Consider the following 4,667-nt stretch of genomic DNA (forward strand, 5'->3'; position numbering starts at 1 on the left):
GCGCTGCATAGGGTCATGTCATGGCCCTGGAGCTCGTCGACTACCGCGCCGACGCGCGCTCATGGACCCCGTTCCCGTCGTCGACGGACTACGAGCACCCGCACTGGTGGGAGAACGCTGGCGGCGCGGTCGGCGACCCCTGGTTCGTTCAGGTGCTCGATCACGGCGTAGAAGTAGCCCGTGTGCAGCTCGACGAGCGCGGCGGTATCAATTCGAGCTACCCGGTCGCGCCCGCCGCGCTTGGGGGCGAACTGCTGGAGATTCAATTCATCGAGGTGGCCTCTGCCTCCCGCCGGCGCAAGGTCGCAACACGTGCCGTGCAGGCCCTCGCTGAGCGGCACCCCGACCGGCAGCTGATGGCGTATAGCCAAGATGCCGAGGACTTCTGGGACTCCCTTGCCGGATGGGAACGGTTCAATCACGCCGACGGCCGGTCGCGCCCACTGTTCATCCAGCGACCTCGATAGCGGCCACCGCGACGGTCCCGCGCAATACCTCGTTCCAGGTCCGTTCCCTGCTACGTACTCTTCGGGCCCGCGTCGGAAGCGCTGAGGCCGCGGCCATCCCGAATTCTCAATTTCGTGTCATTAATGACACAGCGATGACATCAAAATTGAGAAAATGACATCACGTTTGAGAACCGACAGTCGTTTCGGACATGCCACGAGTCTGCCCGACTCTTAGGACCGATTCTGTCCTATATGCCTGGGATGGTTGTTCCATGAGCCCGCAGACGACGGACCCGACCTCCCATCTGGCCGATCAGCTCGACTGGCATTGGAAGCACCAGCTGCGCCCGCGCCTGGACGGTCTCACCGACGACGAGTACTTCTGGGAGCCGGTAGCGGGCTGCTGGACGGTGCACCGGAGCTGGGGGTCCCCCCGCTTGCGGGGGAGAGCGAAGCGACCGGGGAATGATTCTCGCAATGGCGGGATCGACTTCGCCTACCCGCCGCCGACGCCCACGCCGGTCACCACGATCGCCTGGCGGCTGGCCCACGTGATCGTCGGCGTTCTGGCGATGCGGGCCCACTCCCACTTCGACGGGCCGCCCGCCGACTATGCGACCTGGAACTACGCGGGCGACGCCGCGACGGCACTGCGGCAGCTCGACGACGCGTACGCCGCGTGGATGTCCGGCGTCCGGAAGCTGTCGGCCGCCGATCTCGCCAAGCCGGTCGGCCCCGCCGAGGGCGGTTTCGCCGACGAGCCGATGATCGTCCTGGTCCTGCACATCAACCGCGAGGTGATTCACCACGGGGCCGAAATCGCCTTGCTACGAGACCTTTACGTCCATTCAACCCATACCAAGGAGATCTGACCATGCCAGCCATGCCCCCACCCGTCGCCGACGAGCGCCAAGGCTTTCGCGACTACCTGCTTCAGCAGAACTACGCCTATCGCGCACTGGCCTTCGGGCTCACCGACGACCAGGCGCGCGCGACGCCGTCGGTCAGCGCCTTGTCGATCGGCGCGCTGATCAAGCACGTCACCGAGTGCCAACGCAGTTGGATGCTGCGAGTCGCCGCCGCGCCGGGGACGCCGCCTGCCGACGACCGTCCCGCCGACGAGCGGCAGGCGGAGTACGCCGACATGTTCCTGATGAGGGACGACGAGACACTCGCCGGCCTGCTCGACCGCCTCGAGGCACAGAACGCCGAGACCCTGCGACTGGTCGAGACCGCCGACTTCGACGCGGCGGTGCCCGTGCCGCGGGATGCGCCGTGGTTCCCGAAGGACGTCGAGGCGTGGTCGGTCCGCTGGGTTCTGTTCCACGTGATCGAGGAGTTGGCCCGCCACGCCGGGCAGGGTGACGTCATCCGGGAGAGCATCGACGGCGCCACGCTCTACGAGCTGCTGGCCGGCCTCGAGGGTTGGCCGGAGACGGACTGGCTGTCGCCGTGGAAGCCGGCGGCGGTGGGTTGATCCATCGGCGAAAGTACGCTTGTCGACGGTCGCACCGATTCGCGTACGACGACCGTACTTTCGCCGGTTGGGCAGAAGGGGCCGATGGACGTCCGAACTGGGACCGCGCGCTGCGGGGACGTCGAACTGTTCTACGAGGATCTCGGCGACGTCGACGCGCCGCCCGTCCTCCTGATCATGGGCGTCGGCGCGCAGTTGCCCATGTGGCCCGACGGCTTCTGTGAACTGTTGGTGGCGCGCGGTTTCCGGGTGATCCGGTTTGATCACCGCGACACCGGCCTGTCGACCAAGATGCGCGGGCAGCGCGCCGCAGGCTCCGTACTCCCGCGCATCGGGCGCTATCTGCTCGGCAGGCCGAGCCCGGTGCCGTACACGCTCATCGACCTCGCCGACGACGCGAGGGATCTGCTCGACCACCTGGAGATCGACCGCGCGCACGTCGTCGGTGCGTCGATGGGCGGCATGATCGCCCAGATCCTGGCGGGCGGCCACCCCGACCGGGTCAGCTCCCTTGCTCTGCTGATGACCAGTTCGGGCAAGCCGCTGTCAGCGCTGCCGCGCTGGCGGGTGATCAGGCTCGCGATCAACCCCCCCGCCAGGGACGCGCCGCGAGCGGCCAAGGTCGCGTTCGAGGTGCGCAGCATCTCGGTGATCAACGGCCCCAACTTCCTGCCGACCGAGGAGCAGCTGCGCCATCGCGTCGAGGCGCTCACCGCGCGCAGCGACTATCCACAGGGTGGCCTTCGCCAGTTCGACGCGATTCTCGGCACCGGCAGCCTGCTGCGGTTCACCCGTCGCATCTCCGCGCCGACCATCGTCGTACACGGCTCGCACGATCCGATGGTGCGAATCCGGAACGGCCGCAGCCTCGCTCGAATCATCGATGGTGCGCGGTTCGTCGTGGTCGACGGCATGGGTCACGATCTGCCCAAGCCGGTCTGGCGGCCCGTGGTGGATGCACTGGTGGAGAACTTCCCGGCGTCCTAGGTAGCGCGCTGGTCGCCAAGCACCAGCTTCAGCGCGTGGTCGACGACGACGTCGAGGTCCGAACCGAGGGTCCCGGCAAGCCACTGTTGGGCGAGCTCGGTCATGGCGCCCGTGTACATGGCGGCGCCGACGCGCGCCAACACGGGATCCGAACCGGGCCGGATGCGGTCGTCCTCTGCCACCACCGACTCGAGCAGGCGCGCCTGGGCGGCCGACCGGCGGGCGGCGAGCACGGGGTTCGTGCGTCCGTCGGTGACCAGAAGCCGCCCTCGCCTTGGGTCGGCCGAGGTGAAGCGCAGGACGGCATCCATGCCGGTGCGGACCCTGGCGGCCACCGACGCCCCGGCCCCCTTCATCGCGGATTCGACGGCCTCGGCGAGCTGCGCACTGACGTCGTCGTAGATCGCGCCCATGAGCTCGTCGACGTCGGCGAAGCTCTCGTAGAAGTAACGGGTGTTGAGCTCGCACTCCCGGCACACCGAGCGCACCGAGACCGCGGCCTCGCCACCGTCGCCGAACAGTGTGAACGCGGCCGCGATCAGCAGACCCCGCCGCTCCACGCGGCGGTCAGCCAGCGGGACGCCTGCCCACCTGGTCGGACTCGACACGTCGACCAGCCTACGTTCGGAAACTCTGGTCGCAGATGTAACCAGAGGATAAAGTGACAACGACCGTAGCCAAAAATTTGAGGGGCAGCCGATGTTGATGCCGCACCAGGTGGTCGAGCAACGCCTGCAGAGGAAGTTCGACGAAGACGTCCGCAAGCACTACTTCCGTGGCATGGAGTTCGCCGGACCCGTTGGCGATCCCGGCTGGTTCGGACCTGGCAGTGCGGTGTGGCACGTGCACTCGCACCTGGAGGCCCTGGTGTTCGGCCTGCAGTGCGCCGCGTACCTCGAGCGCCTCGATCCGTCGATCTATTGGATGGGCATGCACCACTCGCGTCTCGTCGAGCGCGACGAGAACGGCAACGCCGGTGCACGCATCGACCCCAACGGCCTTTCGGTGCGACTGGGCCATTCGATCGCGTTCTTCATCGGCACCGCATACGGCTCGACGGAGACCGCCGAACGGCTGGCGCAGACCGTGCGTGCGATGCACCACACCATCAATGGCGTCCGTCCCGACGGGGCGGTGTACGACGCCGACGATCCCGACTGGCTGAGGTGGAACTACGCGACCGTGGCCTGGGGTCTGGCCACCGCCCACGAGCTATATCACCCACAACCGTTGCGGGGCAGCAAGATCGACCGCTATTACGGTGAGTTCGTCCGGGTTGGCCACGCCTTGGGTGGCACCGACCTTCCGACGACGAAGGCCGAAACGCTGGAGTGCCTAGAGTCGTACCTGCCGCGGCTGGCGCTGACGCACGGCGCGGCGATGGCCACCGGCCCGAATCTCCCGCTACCGCAGAGTGCCGTCGACTGGGCCATCCGCGACACCATGCCGAAGTGGGCGATGCAACTCATCCAGCACCGCTCACCCAACCTCGTCGAACGCGCGGGTCGCCGTACGGCGGTGTGGTCGGTCATCAACGGGTTGCACGCCGCGGCGGGACCCATCCCGGAGTTCCGGCAGGCGCAGGCCAGGGTCGCCGGCGGGACGACCTCACCTCACACCCTGCCGACCCACGTACCGGGCAGCGACCCGGCACGCACCCGCGACGAGGTGGAGCACAGCTTCGTCTGACGACCCACTCCGCGCCGAACGTGGATTACCCCCACGGCCGCCAGCGGTTTCGCGTGGGGGTAATC

6 protein-coding genes are annotated in these 4,667 nt (G+C 67.7%); 5 read left to right on the plus strand and 1 reads right to left on the minus strand.

What is annotated here, in order from left to right:
* The first annotated feature begins 20 nt into the window (after positions 1 to 20).
* The 4 genes from ACRDUX_RS00490 (at position 21) to ACRDUX_RS00505 (ending at position 2,913) form a co-directional block, all read left to right on the plus strand.
* Positions 21 to 467, plus strand: coding sequence for a GNAT family N-acetyltransferase (locus tag ACRDUX_RS00490; protein ID WP_526409969.1), 447 nt, complete (start codon positions 21 to 23; stop codon positions 465 to 467).
* Positions 468 to 721: 254 nt separating this feature from the next.
* A complete protein-coding gene (locus ACRDUX_RS00495; RefSeq protein WP_526409971.1) occupies positions 722 to 1,321 on the plus strand; it encodes a DinB family protein in 600 nt (199 codons plus the stop codon).
* 2 nt (positions 1,322 to 1,323) lie between these two features.
* The gene (locus tag ACRDUX_RS00500) at positions 1,324 to 1,926 is read left to right on the plus strand and encodes a DinB family protein (RefSeq protein ID WP_526409973.1); all 603 of its coding nucleotides are present in this window, start codon (positions 1,324 to 1,326) and stop codon (positions 1,924 to 1,926) included.
* Positions 1,927 to 2,010: 84 nt separating this feature from the next.
* Complete coding sequence (locus ACRDUX_RS00505) at positions 2,011 to 2,913, plus strand: alpha/beta fold hydrolase (protein ID WP_526409975.1); 903 nt, start codon at positions 2,011 to 2,013, stop codon at positions 2,911 to 2,913.
* Here the strand turns inward: ACRDUX_RS00505 and ACRDUX_RS00510 are convergent.
* Entirely contained in the window at positions 2,910 to 3,521 is a 612-nt protein-coding gene (locus ACRDUX_RS00510; protein ID WP_526409977.1) for a TetR/AcrR family transcriptional regulator, read from the minus strand. The genes ACRDUX_RS00505 and ACRDUX_RS00510 overlap by 4 nt on opposite strands.
* Positions 3,522 to 3,612: 91 nt before the next feature.
* Between ACRDUX_RS00510 and ACRDUX_RS00515 the strand changes: the two genes are divergently transcribed.
* Entirely contained in the window at positions 3,613 to 4,602 is a 990-nt protein-coding gene (locus ACRDUX_RS00515) for an oxygenase MpaB family protein (RefSeq protein WP_526409979.1), read from the plus strand.
* The last annotated feature ends 65 nt before the right edge of the window (positions 4,603 to 4,667 follow it).

The sequence above is a fragment of the Mycobacterium sp. genome (assembly GCF_050701675.1).
In the GTDB taxonomy this organism is placed as follows: Bacteria; Actinomycetota; Actinomycetes; order Mycobacteriales; family Mycobacteriaceae; genus Mycobacterium.

Coding starts and splice junctions, on each gene's coding strand:
- ACRDUX_RS00490 (WP_526409969.1), top strand. CDS start 21: ATGGCCCTGGAGCTCGTCGACTACCGCGCCGACGCGCGCTCATGGACC.
- ACRDUX_RS00495 (WP_526409971.1), top strand. CDS start 722: ATGAGCCCGCAGACGACGGACCCGACCTCCCATCTGGCCGATCAGCTC.
- ACRDUX_RS00500 (WP_526409973.1), top strand. CDS start 1,324: ATGCCAGCCATGCCCCCACCCGTCGCCGACGAGCGCCAAGGCTTTCGC.
- ACRDUX_RS00505 (WP_526409975.1), top strand. CDS start 2,011: ATGGACGTCCGAACTGGGACCGCGCGCTGCGGGGACGTCGAACTGTTC.
- ACRDUX_RS00515 (WP_526409979.1), top strand. CDS start 3,613: ATGTTGATGCCGCACCAGGTGGTCGAGCAACGCCTGCAGAGGAAGTTC.